Origin of the sequence: Thalassospira sp. MBR-102 (assembly GCF_040549275.1) — a bacterium.
Taxonomy (GTDB): Bacteria; Pseudomonadota; Alphaproteobacteria; order Rhodospirillales; family Thalassospiraceae; genus Thalassospira; species Thalassospira xiamenensis.
In genome coordinates this window covers 396,436-411,565 of the sequence record NZ_JBEPTC010000001.1, presented here as the reverse complement: position 1 = coordinate 411,565, position 15,130 = coordinate 396,436, and the positions used below count along the sequence as shown (strand labels likewise).

General features: G+C 46.5%; 18 protein-coding genes, 4 tRNA genes and 1 pseudogene. 10 read left to right on the top strand and 13 right to left on the bottom strand.

What is annotated here, in order from left to right; genetic code table 11:
* Window positions 1-14: 14 nt before the first annotated feature.
* The 10 genes from rplL to ABIE64_RS01980 form a co-directional block, all read right to left on the bottom strand.
* Complete coding sequence (rplL, locus tag ABIE64_RS02025; RefSeq protein ID WP_354376501.1) at window positions 15-392, bottom strand: 50S ribosomal protein L7/L12; 378 nt, start codon at window positions 390-392, stop codon at window positions 15-17.
* A 46-nt stretch (window positions 393-438) separates the two neighbouring features.
* A complete protein-coding gene (rplJ, locus tag ABIE64_RS02020; RefSeq protein WP_007092431.1) occupies window positions 439-957 on the bottom strand; it encodes a 50S ribosomal protein L10 in 519 nt (172 codons plus the stop codon).
* Between the two features lie 282 nt (window positions 958-1,239).
* On the bottom strand, window positions 1,240-1,938 hold the full coding sequence (gene rplA, locus ABIE64_RS02015; RefSeq protein WP_007092432.1) for a 50S ribosomal protein L1: 699 nt from the start codon (window positions 1,936-1,938) through the stop codon (window positions 1,240-1,242).
* A 4-nt stretch (window positions 1,939-1,942) separates the two neighbouring features.
* On the bottom strand, window positions 1,943-2,371 hold the full coding sequence (gene rplK / locus ABIE64_RS02010) for a 50S ribosomal protein L11 (RefSeq protein ID WP_007092433.1): 429 nt from the start codon (window positions 2,369-2,371) through the stop codon (window positions 1,943-1,945).
* A 103-nt stretch (window positions 2,372-2,474) separates the two neighbouring features.
* Entirely contained in the window at window positions 2,475-3,005 is a 531-nt protein-coding gene (nusG, locus tag ABIE64_RS02005) for a transcription termination/antitermination protein NusG (protein WP_071240402.1), read from the bottom strand.
* A 3-nt stretch (window positions 3,006-3,008) separates the two neighbouring features.
* Window positions 3,009-3,206: a preprotein translocase subunit SecE gene (secE, locus tag ABIE64_RS02000; RefSeq protein WP_007092435.1), complete on the bottom strand. Its 198-nt coding sequence runs from the start codon at window positions 3,204-3,206 to the stop codon at window positions 3,009-3,011.
* Between the two features lie 49 nt (window positions 3,207-3,255).
* A tRNA-Trp gene (locus ABIE64_RS01995) sits at window positions 3,256-3,331 on the bottom strand.
* A 132-nt stretch (window positions 3,332-3,463) separates the two neighbouring features.
* Window positions 3,464-4,654, bottom strand: coding sequence for an elongation factor Tu (tuf, locus tag ABIE64_RS01990; protein ID WP_040059651.1), 1,191 nt, complete (start codon window positions 4,652-4,654; stop codon window positions 3,464-3,466).
* A 76-nt stretch (window positions 4,655-4,730) separates the two neighbouring features.
* A tRNA-Gly gene (locus ABIE64_RS01985) sits at window positions 4,731-4,804 on the bottom strand.
* 37 nt (window positions 4,805-4,841) lie between these two features.
* Window positions 4,842-4,926: transfer RNA gene (locus ABIE64_RS01980), tRNA-Tyr, on the bottom strand.
* A gap of 193 nt (window positions 4,927-5,119) precedes the next feature.
* Here ABIE64_RS01980 and rlmB point away from each other — a divergent pair.
* The 9 genes and pseudogenes from rlmB to ABIE64_RS01935 all read left to right on the top strand — a co-directional run bounded on the left by rlmB (window position 5,120) and on the right by ABIE64_RS01935 (window position 12,872).
* On the top strand, window positions 5,120-5,992 hold the full coding sequence (rlmB, locus tag ABIE64_RS01975; RefSeq protein ID WP_071240401.1) for a 23S rRNA (guanosine(2251)-2'-O)-methyltransferase RlmB: 873 nt from the start codon (window positions 5,120-5,122) through the stop codon (window positions 5,990-5,992).
* Between the two features lie 141 nt (window positions 5,993-6,133).
* A tRNA-Thr gene (locus ABIE64_RS01970) sits at window positions 6,134-6,210 on the top strand.
* 91 nt (window positions 6,211-6,301) lie between these two features.
* Window positions 6,302-6,484, top strand: a pseudogene (locus ABIE64_RS01965) (DUF6538 domain-containing protein); the annotation flags it as partial.
* Window positions 6,485-6,493: 9 nt separating this feature from the next.
* Window positions 6,494-7,771: a tyrosine-type recombinase/integrase gene (locus tag ABIE64_RS01960; protein WP_354376644.1), complete on the top strand. Its 1,278-nt coding sequence runs from the start codon at window positions 6,494-6,496 to the stop codon at window positions 7,769-7,771.
* Window positions 7,772-7,787: 16 nt separating this feature from the next.
* On the top strand, window positions 7,788-8,042 hold the full coding sequence (locus ABIE64_RS01955; protein WP_354376500.1) for a hypothetical protein: 255 nt from the start codon (window positions 7,788-7,790) through the stop codon (window positions 8,040-8,042).
* Window positions 8,043-8,304: 262 nt separating this feature from the next.
* Window positions 8,305-10,185 (top strand): replication endonuclease, encoded by a 1,881-nt coding sequence (locus tag ABIE64_RS01950; protein WP_354376499.1) that lies wholly within the window; start codon window positions 8,305-8,307, stop codon window positions 10,183-10,185.
* A gap of 418 nt (window positions 10,186-10,603) precedes the next feature.
* On the top strand, window positions 10,604-11,038 hold the full coding sequence (locus tag ABIE64_RS01945) for a hypothetical protein (RefSeq protein ID WP_354376498.1): 435 nt from the start codon (window positions 10,604-10,606) through the stop codon (window positions 11,036-11,038).
* Window positions 11,039-11,058: 20 nt separating this feature from the next.
* The gene (mobC, locus tag ABIE64_RS01940; protein ID WP_354376497.1) at window positions 11,059-11,373 is read left to right on the top strand and encodes a plasmid mobilization relaxosome protein MobC; all 315 of its coding nucleotides are present in this window, start codon (window positions 11,059-11,061) and stop codon (window positions 11,371-11,373) included.
* A complete protein-coding gene (locus ABIE64_RS01935; protein ID WP_354376496.1) occupies window positions 11,370-12,872 on the top strand; it encodes a relaxase/mobilization nuclease domain-containing protein in 1,503 nt (500 codons plus the stop codon). The genes mobC and ABIE64_RS01935 overlap by 4 nt, the downstream gene beginning before the upstream one ends.
* 177 nt (window positions 12,873-13,049) lie before the next feature.
* Here the strand turns inward: ABIE64_RS01935 and ABIE64_RS01930 are convergent, their stop codons facing one another.
* From ABIE64_RS01930 to ABIE64_RS01920, 3 genes are all read right to left on the bottom strand, one after another.
* Window positions 13,050-13,514, bottom strand: a complete 465-nt coding sequence (locus ABIE64_RS01930; RefSeq protein ID WP_354376495.1) for a LysE family transporter — start codon at window positions 13,512-13,514, stop codon at window positions 13,050-13,052.
* Between the two features lie 6 nt (window positions 13,515-13,520).
* The gene (locus ABIE64_RS01925; RefSeq protein ID WP_354376494.1) at window positions 13,521-13,682 is read right to left on the bottom strand and encodes a hypothetical protein; all 162 of its coding nucleotides are present in this window, start codon (window positions 13,680-13,682) and stop codon (window positions 13,521-13,523) included.
* A gap of 285 nt (window positions 13,683-13,967) precedes the next feature.
* Window positions 13,968-14,564 carry a TetR/AcrR family transcriptional regulator gene (locus ABIE64_RS01920; RefSeq protein ID WP_354376493.1) on the bottom strand — a complete coding sequence of 199 codons (597 nt, stop codon included), beginning with the start codon at window positions 14,562-14,564 and terminating at the stop codon, window positions 13,968-13,970.
* Window positions 14,565-14,704: 140 nt separating this feature from the next.
* On the opposite strand from ABIE64_RS01920, the gene ABIE64_RS01915 reads away from it, so the two are divergent.
* Entirely contained in the window at window positions 14,705-15,097 is a 393-nt protein-coding gene (locus ABIE64_RS01915) for a RidA family protein (protein WP_037992441.1), read from the top strand.
* Window positions 15,098-15,130: the final 33 nt, after the last annotated feature.

The following is a 15,130-nucleotide window of genomic DNA, read 5'->3' as shown; positions in this document are numbered from 1 at the left end:
CAAGAAGCCGTCGATTACTTGAGTTCGACGGTTGCGCCAGCTTCTTCAAGCTGCTTCTTGATCGACTCGGCTTCGTCTTTCGACGCGCCTTCTTTAACAGCTTTCGGTGCGCCTTCGACCAGGTCTTTGGCTTCTTTCAGGCCAAGACCGGTGATTGCGCGAACTTCTTTGATGACGTTGATTTTCTTGTCACCAGCAGAAGCCAGGATAACGTCGAATTCGGTTTTTTCTTCTGCAGCAGCAGCACCGGCAGCAGCGCCACCAGCAGCAGCAACAGCAACCGGAGCAGCGGCGGAAACGCCCCACTCTTCTTCGAGAAGTTTGGAAAGCTCTGCAGCTTCGATAACGGTGAGCTTCGAAAGCTCTTCAACGAGTGCCTTAAGATCGGCCATTTGTATAAACTCCTAGGCTTGAACTTGGATAAGTTGGTAAATTGGGTTACGCGGCTTCGCCTTTGTCGGCGTATGCCTTCAGCACCTGGGCAATCTGGGCCGCCGGCTTGGAGGTCAGCGTAGCGATACGCTGTGCCGGGGTCTGGATCATACCCACCAGTTTCGCGCGCAGTTCGTCCAGCGACGGCAGTTCTGCCAGAGCTTTAACGCCCTGTTCGTCCAGAATCTGTTCACCGATGGCGCCAGCAACAAGAACGAGCTTGTCATTGGCTTTTGCGAACGTTGAGGCCACTTTCGCAGCCGACGCAGGATCAGCCGAATAGGCGATCGCGGTCGGGCCGGTGAAGTGGTCTGCAAGACCAGCAAATTTGGTGCCTTCCAGAGCAAGTCGCGTAAGCCGGTTTTTGGTGACCTTGAAGCCCGCACCAGCATCACGCATCTGCGCACGAAGAGCGGTGATTTCCGCAACCGTCAACCCTTTGTACTGGGTAACGATAACGCCTTCCGCACCTTCGAACACTTCGCGCATTTCTGCTACGAACTGTGTTTTATCATCGCGGTTCACTTTAAGTCTCCGACATTGCTTATTGCCCTGAACCCCATGGGGGGTTCACAGACGTGACCAGTCCTTTCGAACCGGTCTGTGACGCCCGTCCGTTTGCCAGATGTCCAAGCCTTTTGTGATGCCCCGTTAACCGGGGAAAACTAAAAACCGGAACCTCTGCCTATGCAGGAGATTAAGAACGGCAAATACCGTTCACCTGCAGTCTGGGACAGACAGGTAGAGAGGATCTTGCAACCCTCTCCGGTCCTGACCGGCCGCATGCGACCGGTCAGAATTCTTGAATTACTTCGATGCGATATCCGCAATCGACAGTTTCACGCCAGCGCCCATGGTCGAGCTGATGGCAGCGCGCTGAAGGTATACACCTTTTGCGCCTGTCGGTTTTGCTTTGACGATCGCAGAAACGAATGCCTTGGCATTTTCAACAAGCTGTTCTTCGCTGAAGGATGCCTTGCCGATACCGGCATGGACAATACCATTCTTTTCAGCGCGGAACTGAACCTGGCCAGCTTTGGCATCGGAAACAGCCTGGGCAACATCCATGGTCACGGTGCCGAGTTTCGGGTTCGGCATCAGGCCGCGCGGGCCCAAAACCTTACCGAGACGACCGACAACAGCCATCATGTCCGGGGTTGCAATAACGCGATCATAGTTCAGATCGCCTTTCTGCATTGCTTCCATCAGGTCTTCAGCACCAACAGCGTCCGCACCAGCTTTCTGGGCTTCTTCTGCTTTGGCGTCTTTTGCGAAGACGGCGACGCGCATGGTTTTACCGGTACCATGCGGAAGCGAAACAACACCACGGACCATCTGGTCTGCGTGACGCGGATCAACACCAAGGTTCATTGCGATTTCAACGGTTTCGTCGAATTTCGCTTTTGCACCATCCTTGACGAGCTTGACCGCTGCGGTCAGTTCGTACTGGGTGTTACGGTCGATGCCCTCATAAGCCTGGGCAAGGCGCTTACCAGTCTTGGCCATCGTCTTACTCCACAACCTCGAGGCCCATAGCACGGGCAGAACCTTCGATCATCGACATCGCGCCTTCAACGTCAAATGCGTTGAGGTCAGCCATTTTGGCTTCCGCGATTTCCTTGACCTGTGCTTTGGTCACTTTACCGATGTAACCTTTACCGGTCGTACCGGAACCTTTCGGAATGCCTGCTGCCTTTTTCAGGAAGTAGGATGCCGGCGGGGTTTTGGTGACAAAGCTGAAGGAACGGTCGGAATAAACGGTGATGACGACCGGAATCGGCATCCCTGGTTCCATCTGCTGGGTCGCTGCGTTGAACGCCTTGCAGAATTCCATGATATTCACGCCGCGCTGACCAAGAGCCGGGCCGACAGGCGGCGACGGGTTGGCTTTGCCGGCGGGAATCTGCAGCTTGATATAGCCGTCGATTTTCTTCGCCATTAGAGTACCTCATTACAGAAGCGCGCGGTACGGTCATGGCTGACCTCCCGCGCTTTAAAAACTGCCTGCATCACGCAGACAGAAACTTCACTTGATAAGCTCGTTAAAGCTTTTCGACCTGGGTATATTCCAGTTCGACCGGGGTTGAACGACCGAAGATCGAAACCGACACCTTAAGGCGCGAACGTTCTTCATCAACCCCTTCGACGACACCGTTAAACGATGCAAACGGACCGTCGGAAACACGGACTTCCTCGCCAACCTCGAACGAGATGGTCGACTTCGGACGCTCGACACCTTCCTGCACCTGATGCAGAATATGCTGGGCTTCCTTTTCGGAAATCGGCATCGGCTTGCCACGGCTGCCAAGGAAATCGGTGACCTTGGCGGTGTTCTTCACCAGATGCCAGCTCTCATCTGTCAGGTCCATATTCAGCAGCACGTAGCCGGGGAAAAACTTCCGCTCGGCATTGACCTTCGCACCGCGACGAACCTCGACAGTTTCTTCCGTCGGAACCAGGACCTCTTTGATTTCGCCCTCAAGACCTTTCTTGATGGACTGCTCGCGGATCGACTGGGCGACTTTTTTCTCAAAACCCGAATGGACGTGCAAAACGTACCAGCGATGCGCCATGACTTAACCCCCGACACCAAAGATCAACTGAACGCCCCAGGCGAGAAGCTGATCGACAACAAAAAAGAAAACAGACGCCAAGGCCACCATGACGAAAACCATGATGGTCGAAACGGTTGTTTCCTTGCGGGACGGCCACGAGACCTTTTTGGCCTCGGTGCGAACCTGCTGTACGAATTGTGCCGGCGACGTTTTAGCCATTGTCGGGGTTACACCGCTTTCAAAAATTCAATTCCAGGACCCGGGTAAATGGCAGGAGCGGAGGGACTCGAACCCACGGCCCTCGGTTTTGGAGACCGATGCTCTACCAACTGAGCTACACTCCTACAAGGTAATCAGAAAGTTGAATTTCTTCAGGTCTTTCCGACACAGTCCTGCCCGGGCGGCAGGGTGTGCGGGCGGCTTATATCCGCCCGCACATCAAAGATCAAGCACCCAATGGTGCAAATCTTCAAAAATTATTCGATGATTTTCGCAACAACACCCGCGCCGACGGTACGACCGCCTTCACGGATTGCGAAACGCAGACCTTCGTCCATTGCAATCGGTGCAATGAGGGTCGCGGTCATCTGGACGTTGTCGCCCGGCATAACCATTTCCGTGCCTGCCGGCAGCTCGATCGAGCCGGTGACGTCAGTGGTACGGAAGTAGAACTGCGGACGGTAGTTCGAGAAGAACGGCGTGTGACGGCCACCTTCATCCTTGGTCAGGATGTAAGCTTCTGCGGTGAACTTGGTGTGCGGCTTGATCGAGCCGACATGCGCCAGAACCTGGCCACGTTCGACGTCTTCACGTTTGGTGCCGCGCAGCAGCGCGCCAATGTTGTCGCCAGCTTCACCCTGATCGAGCAGCTTGCGGAACATCTCAACGCCGGTGACAATCGTTTTGACGGTGTCTTTGATACCGACGATTTCGACTTCTTCACCAACCTTGACGATACCGGTTTCAACACGACCGGTCACAACCGTACCACGACCAGAGATCGAGAACACGTCCTCGATCGGCATCAGGAACGGACGGTCTTTCGGACGTTCCGGTGCCGGGATGTAGCTGTCAACAGCTTCCATCAGCTTCAGGATCGCTTCTTTGCCAATCGCGTCATCACGACCTTCAAGGGCAGCAAGAGCCGAACCTTTGACGATCGGAATGTCGTCGCCCGGGAAGTCGTAGGACGACAGAAGTTCACGGATTTCCATTTCGACGAGTTCGAGGAGTTCCTCGTCATCGACCTGGTCAACCTTGTTCATGAACACGACGAGGGCCGGAACGCCAACCTGACGCGCAAGCAGGATGTGCTCGCGGGTCTGCGGCATCGGGCCGTCTGCTGCCGAAACAACCAGAATGCCGCCGTCCATCTGTGCCGCACCGGTGATCATGTTCTTGACATAGTCAGCGTGGCCCGGGCAGTCGACGTGCGCATAGTGGCGGTTCGCCGTTTCATATTCGACGTGCGCGGTCGAGATCGTGATACCACGAGCTTTCTCTTCCGGCGCTTTGTCGATCATGCTGTAGTCCTGGAACGATGCGCCGCCGCTCTCTGCGAGAACTTTGGTGATCGCTGCGGTCAGCGTGGTTTTACCGTGGTCAACGTGGCCGATGGTGCCAACGTTCACGTGCGGTTTTGTACGCGCAAACTTTTCTTTAGCCATTACACTCAGATCCTAATCCGAACCAAAAAAAACACGTAAGAACCCACCGCACGAGCCGACGGGATCATATAAAATCTGGAGCGGGTGAAGGGAATCGAACCCTCGTCGTAAGCTTGGAAGGCTTCTGCTCTACCATTGAGCTACACCCGCATATTTTTTATTGCGAGCTCTCGCGAGGGCGAGAGAATGGTGGAGGGGGCAGGATTCGAACCTGCGTAGACTAAGTCGGCGGATTTACAGTCCGCTGCATTTGACCGCTCTGCCACCCCTCCATCAGGGTCAAAACGTTGTCGGGGTTGCCCCCGGCTTCGTTCGGCGAGGGAGGGAATACGTTGCAGGGCCCTTCCTTGTCAACAGCAAAAAAAACACGAAATCGTATTTCCTTTCCTATATGTTCCCCGTGCTTTCGTTCCAAAGCGAAACAAACAGCATTCACACCCTTACCGTCCGGAGGTTTCCGCCATTATGTCGCGTCGCAACAATTCACGTTCTGCCAACCGTTCGACCGGGACGGGTCCGGGCGACAGCTTCCCGCAAGACGATGATAAACGCGATGGCAATTCGCGTCGCGGACGAAAACGCGGTCGTGACGGCGGCAATGCCGGTGGGGCATCGCGCCTGATTCTATTTGGTCGTCACCCGGTTCTGAACGCGATTTACAATCCGCAACGCACGATTCACAAAATCTGGGCGTCCGAAGCCGTACGCGACGAAATCGTCGCCGCCCTTGCCGATACCGAACGCACCGATGTCCAGCTCGACGCAGCCGGGCGCACCGATCTGGATGAAATGCTGCCGCCGGGCACCGTCCATCAGGGCATGGCGATGCATTGCGCCCCCCTGCCCCAGATTTCGGTCGAAGAACTGATTGCCGACACAAGGGACGAGGAACAATGCACGGTCCTGATCCTTGATCAGGTCACCGACCCGCACAATGTCGGCGCGATTCTCCGCAGTGCGGCGGCCTTTGGTGCGGCTGCCGTCATCGTGCCCGACCGTCACGCCCCTCCCGAAACCGGTGTTCTGGCAAAATCGGCCAGCGGCGCGCTTGAAACCGTGCCCTATATTCACGCGGGCAATCTCAGCCAGACCATCGAGAAACTTAAAGGTGCGAATTTCTGGCTGGCCGGTATGGATGGCTATGCCGAACAAACACTGGCCGAAGCCAAGCTCAAGGGCCGGGTCGGCATCATCATGGGCTCCGAGGGCGAAGGCCTGCGCCGCCTGACGCGTGAAAATTGCGATTTCCTCGTCAAACTGCCGATGTCGGACCGCATCGAAAGCCTCAATGTGTCCAACGCGGCAGCAGTTGCCCTGTACGAGCTGTATCGCCGCTAGGAACAAGGCCCAAAGCCAGGATTCCCAGCAGCCAGGGCACCGCCAGAAGCAGGGAAAATATGCCGCAAAATTTGATGCGATTTTCCCTGCATCAAAGGCTTGCAATCGCGCGCATCCCGGACTATGTTTCGCGCCGCCCACGCCGGCATAGCTTTAACTGGTAGAGCAGCGGATTTGTAATTCGAAGGTTGGGAGTTCGAGTCTCTCTGTCGGCACCATTTCCCCTATTAACCCTTTGTTTTAAAAGGGTTTTTTAGGGCGAAATTGGGACTCATGAACACTATGTGTACCACATAGGAGTCCCAACAAATGTCTCTATGCACAAATGTATTCCGCCGTGGAAGTCGCTACTATTTCAGAAAGCGCATCCCTAGCGATTTACAGCACCTTTTTCCCTCGCCCATATATAAAGTGTCCCTTGGAACACCAAATCCAGTTGAAGCCAAGCAGCAGGCTGCTAAGGTATCGTATCAGCTTGTCAACTTTTTCCAGGATTTAAGAATGTCAGACGAAGAAGTCACTAAAGAGATGTTGTTTGATTTGTTTCGTAAAAATAAAAGAATCATTCAATCAAAAAAACTTGGATTAATGAAGAAACAAGAACAACTTGATAAACAAACATCTCAAATTGCTGACTTAGAGATGGAAGGAATTGTAAAAGATAGGATAATTGCTAAAAAAGCGGTTTCTGAAAACAATCCTCTAAAAGAGGATTCTGTAAACCTTTTCTCCAAGCGTTTTCATGAATTCATGGAAGAAAAAAAGTCGGAAATAACACCTGCTTTTTATAACTTCCATAAACTTGTTTTAAGATTCTTTATAGAAATCTGTGAAGATAAAAATCTTATTGAATACAAAAGAAGTGATTCAAATCTGTATCGCAATACAATTCTCGAATTGCCAAAATATCCGGCCAATTGGAAAAAGTATTTTGCGACAACAAAAGTATCCGAAGTTTTAGAAAAAAATAAAAAACTAAAAAGAGATACCGTATCAAAAACAACATTCAATAAAAAACATTTAGCTGTTTTAGTTCCATTTTTTAAGTGGGGCATAAAACAAGGTTATGTTGACTTTAACATATTTGATGATATGACCAGTGACTTAACAACAAAAGAAAAACATATAAAACGAAAAGAAAAAAGGCCATCTTTCTCAATTGAAGAACTAAACACTATTTTTAATAGTGAAAACTTCACAAATCGACACAAAGATTTAGTTTACTACGGCCCTTTGATTCTGTTGTTTTCTGGACTTCGATTTGGAGAACTTGGACAATTAAAACTAAAAGATATTGTTGAACACAATGGGATTCTTCATTTTGATTTAACAGGGAATGATAAATCACTGAAAACAGTATCGTCATATCGGCTTGTTCCAGTTCACGACGAACTCCAAAAAATCGGACTACTCAAGTATGTCGAAGAACGACTGAAACAGTCAAAAAACCCAGAAGAATATCTGTTTGATATTTCATATAATGAGAAAACTAAAACTTATGATAGCCGCAGAATCCTGAGACTTTTTGAATCTTTTAAAGAACAAGGAACACTCAGAAAAAATATCGTTGTTCACAGTTTCAGACATAGCTTTAGAAACAAACTGGTTGAATCTGGAGTAGATTCCGAAACCATTTCTATGGCTATGGGACACGAAGGAAACGAGAAAAATCTTAGAATGGCTAAGACATACAACGATGGACTGATAAAAAAAATACAATCAGAAAGAGTTTTGACACTCAAGTATGAAGGTTTAGAGTTGTCTCATCTATATGTGTAGGATAGGAGAAAATACTATGTCGGAATACAAACCAACAAAAACGCTAGACCCCAACTCAACTGAAGATGATCATCTTTCATTTGAAATTGAAATGCTAAGAAACAAAATTGAAAACCTAGAAGAAATTGTAAAGGCTTTATCTCTCAACGCCGGTGCCCCTGCAAATCTCGTAGAAGACTGGCTAAAAGCACCAACTAAGGGGATTAATAGAACAGTTGAAGAAATTAAGGGCAGAGGAAAGCTAGTAGCTTCCTATATAAAACCCGAATAACAGTGAGATTAAAGAAAACCCCGCCTTTTCAGGTGGGGTTTTCTTTAATAAGAACGTAGGAATATGTTCCTACAATTAAACTATTGACAATATTAATAAATTATTATATAAAAAAAGAGTTAAATATGTCGGGAAAACATTTTTTAACTCTAACTCTTTTTTCATTAATCTGTGGGTTTAATAAAGATTATCATATACTAATTTAGAAAAAAGTCAATAGAGAAAATCGCTTCCGACAAAAAAAATATCGGAGGCTTTTTTTATGTTAATTTTTGAAGATGCAACACCAACAGAAATAAGAAATTTTAGCTATGCTGTCCCTTGCCAGTTTCTTGGCAATCAAGGGGATACATCAGATTTAGAGTTAAACACAGACTTTCTATATAAAGAAAAAAGAACCTTAGAAACTCTGGATAAACTCACATCTGAGACACAATCTGAGTATGAACAATACAGAGATTTCATATCTAAAAATCCTGATATGAGATTTTTTGAGATAGATAAAAATATCTATAGACATAAGGTAGACACTATCAATCAGATAGTGAGAAAGTTCGAGTTTCTACCTGAACTCATTAAAAAAGACATTAGGTACGCCCTTTCTAAAATCACCGGATTAGATATCAATTATATATCTCATCTCAAAGAACGTTTTGAAATCTCAACATCCCATATTGATTATAAATGGGGAGAAGCTGACCTACTAATATTCTTACAATTTAAAAAAATCACAGGCACTTTTGAATTATATAAAATACTCAAAAAATTAGAGAAGTTTGACGAAATCACACTCGAATTGGTTGGCAAAAATCAGGATGATTTAAGAGAGCAAGCTGAGTCAATTGCAGCACTCTACAGGCACAAACATAGATATCTCGATGACGATGAGAGAAATCTCAGATTAGAATGTCCAAGGCATTGGAAACGCAAACTCAGACGAGAAGTCTACGAAATCTCAGAATGGATTAGCAATATTCTCAGGCTTGCAAAACGCAAGACACCTTTCGTATCAAAACACACCTTGAAGCTATATAAACAAATGTGTGCAGGGAACAAAAAGTTCCTCGCTGATAACTACATCATCAATCAAGATGGTGACAAAGTTCAGTTATCAGAAATTGTAAGAAACAAGCTAAAATCCAAACAATCTATGATGTATGCCCAACTCCTGGGCATGGCTGAGAAGGCAGAGGAATTAAGATATACTCCTTGCTTCCTAACATTCACTCTCCCGCCTGAGTACCATCCAGTTTCAGATAAATATGATGACACTTATGGTCCGCTTGAACAGCGAATTGCTATGCAAGAAAGATGGACCCTAGTTCGTTCTCTATTAGCCAAAAAAGGAGTTCGTATTTTTGGGTTTCATGTCACAGAAGGACATAAAGACGGAACCCCACATAGGCACGGCCTATTTTATATACATCCTGCTGATGTCAATGAGGCAATCTATTGTTTTAGGTATCATTTCCCTGAAACTGAAGAAAATCAGCACAGAGATATAGAGGAAGGAGTTTCTGTCAATCTCAAGTATCTCAATGATTATAAAGGGTCTGTTATCTATGTGAACAAGTACCTTCAGAAGACATTGAACTTAGAAGAGACTGACACTCAGACAGACAAAAAAGTGGACGAAGACCACCTAAACAACTTTGACCGACATCGCGCATGGGCGAGTTCAAGAAGAATCAGAAGATACGGATTCATAGGAATCAAAAGCACAATCGGAATATGGAGTTTAATATATAAACAGAAAGAACGACCAGCCGGAGGCTTGGGCGAAGTTTGGGATTCACTCAAAAATGCAGACTGGAAAACAGCTTTAGAGCAATTAGGTGCATTTTCTGATAACGTCAGATATACATTTAAGGTTGATTATATCACAGCATTAAATATGTATAATGAAGAGTATAAAAAACCAGATATCCTTATCTGTTTAGACACTGAATCAGGCACACAAACCAAACTAGATTTCAGACCTGTTGAATGGCGAATTATATCTAAAGATGAATTAGATAATCAGACTGATGATGGGCTTACGGTTACACTTAATCCTAGTTATCCAAGAGAAGAGATTATAGTGGAAGATGACCCGATTTTAGATGCCATATATGAATATATTGGAAGTCAGAATCGGGATTAAAACATTTTTCATATGTGATGACCTAATTTTTTTTATATAAAAAGAGATCTTCATTATTCCCCCCTCTCCCATTTCAAACGAACTCTCCCCCAGGGGAAAGTTCTATCCCCAATGTTTCACATTGGGTTTTGGAGCGGGAAACTTACGACTTGTCGTAACAATTAACTCTGAAAAACTTACCCACACCATTCCGCAAAAACTTGACTCAAATGGGGTCATTTTGCTGCATGGCATGGATAAGTTTAAGCACATGTAAGCCATTGTTTTACAATGATTTTATACTTGACATGTTCCTAATATAATGTATAATGAGTTTCATTATTAGAATAGCCAGCCCTTCCCTTCGTGCTACGCACTTCGGGAGAACTGGCAGGGGGATTTCATCCCCGCTTGACCCCCTAAGAATAAGGAACCTCGAATGTTAAGAATGAAACACAATTTTTTATATATAATTTTTACACTAACTTTTTGTGCAATGTTGACAAATACAGCGTCCGCACAGGAATATGTCTTTAGATATAAATCTAACGGAATCATCCATGTCAAAAATGAAACCGTTTTGCCATCCGCACCAACGGAGCCAGAGCCACCTCTCTCACACTGTGAAGAGTTTACATGTGAAAACGAAGGTGTCGTTTCCAATCCTGAAAAACCTCATTCCTATCGTTTCTCAGATACCGGAACATATCAGGTCGTGGATTATATTCCTGGCACTGACTCTATCTACATCCCTAATAATTCATCATTAGATTACGACCTAGACGGAAACGTAATCATAAATCTCCCGTCAGGTTTGGTGACACTTTACGGAGTAATGGACACAGACGAATTAACAAACATCAATTACTATTAATAACAAAAAGGAAAAACAACATGGAGACAAATAACTACCCACGATATTTACATTTAAGATTAACAGAAAAAATGTTCAACGACATTTCAAAAAATTCTGATGAATTAGGATACAACAAAAGTCGATGGCTCAGAGAAGTTATCAAAATTGCTTTGAAGAATGAATCTATTTTAAATAATAACTTACAACTTGTAGAAACAAAACGAATTCTCTCTCAAATAAAGTCAATTGGAAATAACCTTAATCAGTTAACGAGACATGCTCATCAAACAGGAGACATTGAAAACTTAGAAAATATTCAAACTTTATTAGAAGAGATTAAACAAAAACTATGATTATAAAATCAACTCGTATCAAAACAAAAAGTGGAACCAAAAATATAACAAATCACCTTCTCAATAAACCAGAAGACAATGAAGTCATTAAGGTTTTGCACGGCGACGAATCTGATTTTGAAACATTTCATCAGTTTGCTGATGAAGATAAAACTATGTATTCCCTTAGACATTTTTCTATCAATCCTGGTCAAAAGTGGACCAATAAACAAATGTCTGAAACGATTGATAAAATAAGGGAAGAATATGGTGCAAAAGACCGCCCTTATTTTGCAGTAGGTCACTCAAAAAAGTTAGCTGATGGCTCAGATAACAAACACATTCATTTAGTTATTCCAGAACGTTTCTCAGGAAAAACTCTGGACAATAAGTTTGCTTATCAGAGAAATGAGAAGATTAGCAGAATGTGTGAATATGATTTCAAACATGAAATCACTACAGGGAAACACAATAAATCTGTAGGTCATGCCCTTGAAAATGATGAAAAATACAAAGAATTATCAGAAATTATGTTAGAAGTTCATGCAACTAAACCAAGACCCAAAGCGGCCTACTCTTCTAATGATTTACAGATAGCGAAACGACAAGGAATTGACTTACCTAAATCAAAAATTGAGATTAAAGATATCCACTCAAGGTCAGATAACTATCAGTCATTTGAAGCAGGGTTAAAAGAATCTGGATACCAGATAAAAATGGGCGAAAAAGCCCACATTATTGAGAAAGATGGAACCTTTATTGGCTCTGCAAACAGACTTTTAAAAATGAAAAAATCAGACTTTGAACAATTTATGAAAGGAAATAATTATGAAAATAACAGCAAGAGACATAAAGAAGGACACAACAGAAATATTAGAACTCGTTCAACCCCAAGAGGGACCAAACAAAATCGACGAGATGATAGAACTAATGGTTCAAATGAATCACAAAATAGACGAACAGAAAAAAGAAATATCAAGCCTGAAAGGATTGATGAAAGAAATATACAAGAGAATAAATTAATGACATTTTCAGAAATTAAAATTTTAAATGATATTAATAATTCGGAAAATATTTTCAAAATAAAAAATGAAATTAAAAATAATAATAATTTATTAAAAAATATTTCAAAATTCTTTAAATCTATTTTCAAAGATGAATCTAAAATCAATCAAAAAGACTTAGATGATTTAAACGAAATTGACAATATGTCAGACGACCAAAAAATTATGTATAAGTTTACTTCTAATGAATTAGAGAATGAAATCTTTAATCCCACAAAAACTGATATTGAAACTCAGAAGACAGAACCAACCAAGCCGGAACCACCAAAACCTGAGTCTCCTATGGCAAAGTATGAAACTCCGAAAATCGGCAGAATGTCAGATAAGAAATCTGACAGAAAACAGAAAAAACCTAGTGTCTCTATAGGGTCTGACACACCTGTAAATCTTAATAGTAAACTGATGGAAGATGTCACCAGAGATAGAGATTTACAGCCAGCACCCAAACCATTTTGATTGAAATGTGTACCAGTTTTGTGTACCAGTTTACCTAGTGTCAGACGCTAATTTGTTTACAAATCAAGTGTTTATCAGGTTTTTGGAACAGTGTTCGAGTCTCTCTGCCGGCACCATTAAAAAGAAAACCCCGCACGCCTTTTGGCTGCGGGGTTTTCTTTTGATCGGCTTGGCTTCTCAATTCGCGATCATACGCCCGCCCAGCAAAACAAATGCCGTCCCCATCACCCCCTGAATGGCGCGATAGGCGCGGCGATAAACGCGCATGACGGCTTCGGTTGAAAAGAACCACGCCAGCACCAGATGCCAGCCAAATGAAAACGTTGTCGTGCCCAGCACAATCGCAAGCCCGACCCAGCCCGGCGCATCGGGACGCAGTACAATCGACATGATCGAAAACCAGAAAAGGGCCGCCTTGGGATTGCTCATCTGCACCAGAAGTCCGCGCCGGACATAGCGCCATAACGGGCGATCCGCCTTCGCGTCCGACACGGGCACCTCAAGCCCCTGCCCCCGGCTTTTATAAGCACTGCGTAGCGCCATGAACCCCATATAGATCAGATACCCACCGCCAATCCAGCGAAGGGCAATCGCCAGTTCCTCGGACGCGGCAAGAATCGCGGTCAGCCCAAGCACAGTCATCGTCGATCAGCAGATCGTGCCCGTACCGATGCCAAGCGCAATGCCCAATCCCGCACGGCGCGACACCGTCATCGAGGCACTTGTCACCGCCAGAAAATTCGGACCGGGCGACATCACCGCCATGGCAAAAATCGCATAGGCGGTCAGAAGATAGGGGACATATTCCATCGCGTCCTCGGAATGTATGGTGGCTGGTGGCTTGCCCCGTCATGCCGGATTTGCGCGATAGTGCCAGTTTCCCGGCAAAACCGGAACGGGAATCCCGTGCGCGCGCTCCCTGCCTCGGCACAGGACCCGCGGCACCATAGACTCCCGCTTTCGCGGGAGTGACGGATAGGTTTGTGAAGACCCCAAAACGTCATGCCCGCGAAGGCGGGCATCCAGTCAGCGGTACAACAAACTCGATATGATGATGTTGCGGACTAACTGCCCAAGGAAACCAGGGTCAGGAAACTAGCGCTTTTCGACCAGAAACCCCTCGGCCATCAGGCTGAAGGCATCAACCGCCTTGGGCAAAGCAGACTTCGGATCATCACTGTCCGCAACCCATAACGCCGCGTTCAGGGCCGCCCCGCACAGCAGCCGGGCAGCGGCATCGGTATCGACCGGTTTCATAACCCCGTCGGCAATCAGCCTTTCGACCGCTTCTTTGGTGGCCTCAAGGCAGGCATTCTGGCTTGGCCAATGTGACGGATCGCCAAGAATGGCTGGCCCGTCAAGCAGCACGATTCTCCTCACCTCGGGATCAAGCGCCATCGCGATATAGGCCGCCCCCTCTGCCAGAAGCTGTTGCCACCCGTCCCCGGCGCTGGCACTGGCCGCCCGCGCCCGCGCAGCCATCTCGCCATCGACCTGCGCGACAACGGCCGCAAGCAGCCCCTTTTTATCGCCGAAATTGTGATAAAGCGCGCCCCGCGTCAGGCCAACCGATGCGGTCAATTCATCCATCGACGCCGCGGCAAAGCCTTGCGTTCCAAACGCCTTTCGCCCCGCCGAAATCAGCTTTTCGCGGTTTTCTTCCATCGTTTTCTGGCGACGCCGTGCGGCCATTGCGAACCTCCCTGATCAATTACCCGACACATATCATTCCACATACGCCACGTATATAAAACTTGACATACGCAATGTATCTGAGTTTTATATACGCATCGTATGTGAAACTGCACACCCGGATAAAAGGATAAATCCACATGGCACAGCGCAACGCCGTTTTCCCGGCCAACCGACATGCCCTTTATGCCGAACACGGCTATTCCGCCGCGATCAAATCGGGCGATCTTCTGTTCGTTTCCGGTCAGGTCGGCAGCCGCTCTGACGGTTCGCCCGAACCGGATTTCGAGGCACAGGTGCGTCTGGCATTCGACAATCTTGAAGCAACGCTCAAGGCTGGTGGAGCCACGCTTGACGATATCGTCGATGTCACGACCTTCCACACCGATCCCGAAAACCAGTTTGAAACGATCATGAAGGTGAAGGGTGACGTTTTCCCAAAAGCCCCCTATCCGAACTGGACCGCAATCGGGGTCAACTGGCTGGCCGGGTTTGATTTTGAAATCAAGGTCATTGCCCGCATTCCGGACTAAAATGCAAAACGGCGCGCGAGAATCCCCCCGCGC